This window comes from Mesorhizobium sp. M4A.F.Ca.ET.090.04.2.1 (assembly GCF_003999085.1).
In the GTDB taxonomy this organism is placed as follows: Bacteria; Pseudomonadota; Alphaproteobacteria; order Rhizobiales; family Rhizobiaceae; genus Mesorhizobium.
On sequence record NZ_RZOT01000777.1, the window covers coordinates 1 to 1,853 of the forward strand.

The following is a 1,853-nucleotide window of genomic DNA, read 5'->3' on the forward strand; positions in this document are numbered from 1 at the left end:
CTACAAGACCGACGCCAAGGTGCGCGAGCTGACCCCCGGCAACACCCATCTGCACAACTGGCTGGACATGGCGCGCGAGCGCATCTCGTTCCAGGGCCTGCCGGCGCGCATCTGCTGGGTTGGGCTCGGCGACCGCCACAGGCTGGGCCTCGCCTTCAACGAGATGGTGGCCAGGGGCGAGCTCAAGGCGCCGGTTGTCATCGGCCGCGATCACCTCGATTCCGGTTCGGTCGCGTCGCCCAACCGCGAGACCGAAGCGATGAAGGACGGCTCCGACGCCGTTTCCGACTGGCCGCTGCTCAATGCGCTGCTCAACACCGCGTCGGGCGCCACCTGGGTGTCGCTGCACCATGGCGGCGGCGTCGGCATGGGCTTCTCGCAGCATTCCGGCATGGTCATCGTCGCCGACGGCACGCCGGCGGCCGCCAAGCGCCTTGAGCGCGTTCTGTGGAACGACCCGGCGACCGGCGTCATGCGCCACGCCGACGCCGGCTACGATATCGCCATCGAATGCGCCAAAGAGCACCAGCTCAACCTGCCGGGCATCCTGGGCTGAGCCGATGCGCATCCTTCGTGCCGCCGGCTACCGCGTCATGCCGTGGAAGAACGGCGGCGGCACGACGACCGAAATCACTGTTTCGCCCGGCGGCGCCGGGTTCGACAATTTCGACTGGCGCATCTCGATGGCGCGCGTCGAGGCCGGCGGCCCGTTCTCCAGCTTCGCCGGCATCGACCGCACGCTTTGCGTGCTGGCAGGGCAGGGGATCGTACTCGACGTCGCCGGCCGCGCGCCGGCCGAACTGACCGCGGCCTCCGCCCCTTTTTCCTTTGCAGCCGATGTGCCGACCGCGGCCGCGCTGATCTCCGGCCCGATCACCGACCTCAATGTCATGACCCGGCGCGGCCGCATGACGCACACCGTCGAGCGCCTGACGGTCGCGGCGCCTCTGGAAATCGAGGCCAGGGCGGACACGACCCTTGTCCTGCCTCTCGATGGCGAGATCGTGCTTGCCGGCGACGCGCCCGAGCGCCTCGGCCCGCTCGATGCGCTGGTGCTGGATCTGGGCACCCCGAGACAGCGCCTGGAGCCGGCCGCCGGCACGATCCTGTTCGTGATCCGCATCGATCGGGCTGGCAGCAACCATTAACGCCTGTTGCCAAACATGATCGCGGCGCCGGCGAAAATTGGCGTAAGCTCTTGCCCGCATCACGAAAAAGCCGGATTCCTTCCATCGATCAGATATGGGACGGGGAGCGTGGGGCGCTCGTCCATCGAGTTGCTGAGAGATGACGCCCTGTCGTGGTGCGGAGAACGAACTTTCGGCCTAAGTTGACATGCAACCAATTGCATTTGAGCAGGTTTTAGGGCCATTGCCGTGGCGGGGACGCCGCACCGTGCCCGCCATACGGAAATATAAATGAACATACAGACGAATCCCGCCAAGATCGAACTCACGAGCGCCAGCTTCCCGGTCATCACCGAAGCGCCGATACGTTCCAATTTCATGCCGGAAGACCGGCTACGCGAGTTGGGTGCCGGCCTTGCCAAAGGGGACGTCAAGGATCTGTTCGGTCTGGCGCCGTTCGAGTTCCAGGCCCGCATCCGCGACAGCGCCAAGCGAATCCTCGAAGTCTACCGCTCGACCAATGCCGCGCAGGCCAAGGGCGAAACCATCACCCCGGCGGCGCAATGGCTGCTCGACAACAACTACCTGGTCGAGGAGACCATCTTCCAGGTCAAGCGCGACCTGCCGCGCCGCTTCTATCGCCAGCTGCCGACGCTGAAGCTGGCCGACGGAACCACCGTGCCGCGCGCGCTGGCGCTGGCCTGGACCTATGTCGCGCATTCCGAC

Annotated in this window: 2 protein-coding genes and 1 pseudogene; all 3 read left to right on the forward strand. The window is 66.2% G+C overall.

All coding sequences use genetic code 11. The annotated features are described in order from the left end of the window. Nucleotides 1–556 (forward strand): annotated as a pseudogene (locus EN781_RS31665) (urocanate hydratase); the annotation flags it as partial. A gap of 4 nt (nucleotides 557–560) precedes the next feature. Continuing rightward, a complete protein-coding gene (locus tag EN781_RS31670) occupies nucleotides 561–1,148 on the forward strand; it encodes a HutD family protein (protein ID WP_126055032.1) in 588 nt (195 codons plus the stop codon). Nucleotides 1,149–1,418: 270 nt separating this feature from the next. Further along, the coding region (locus tag EN781_RS31675) for a hypothetical protein (RefSeq protein ID WP_145965756.1) at nucleotides 1,419–1,853 on the forward strand (435 nt) is incomplete at its 3' end.

What these genes read in the sequence shown, in the direction of transcription:
- EN781_RS31670 (WP_126055032.1), top strand. Translation starts at nt 561, where the DNA reads ATGCGCATCCTTCGTGCCGCCGGCTACCGCGTCATGCCGTGGAAGAAC.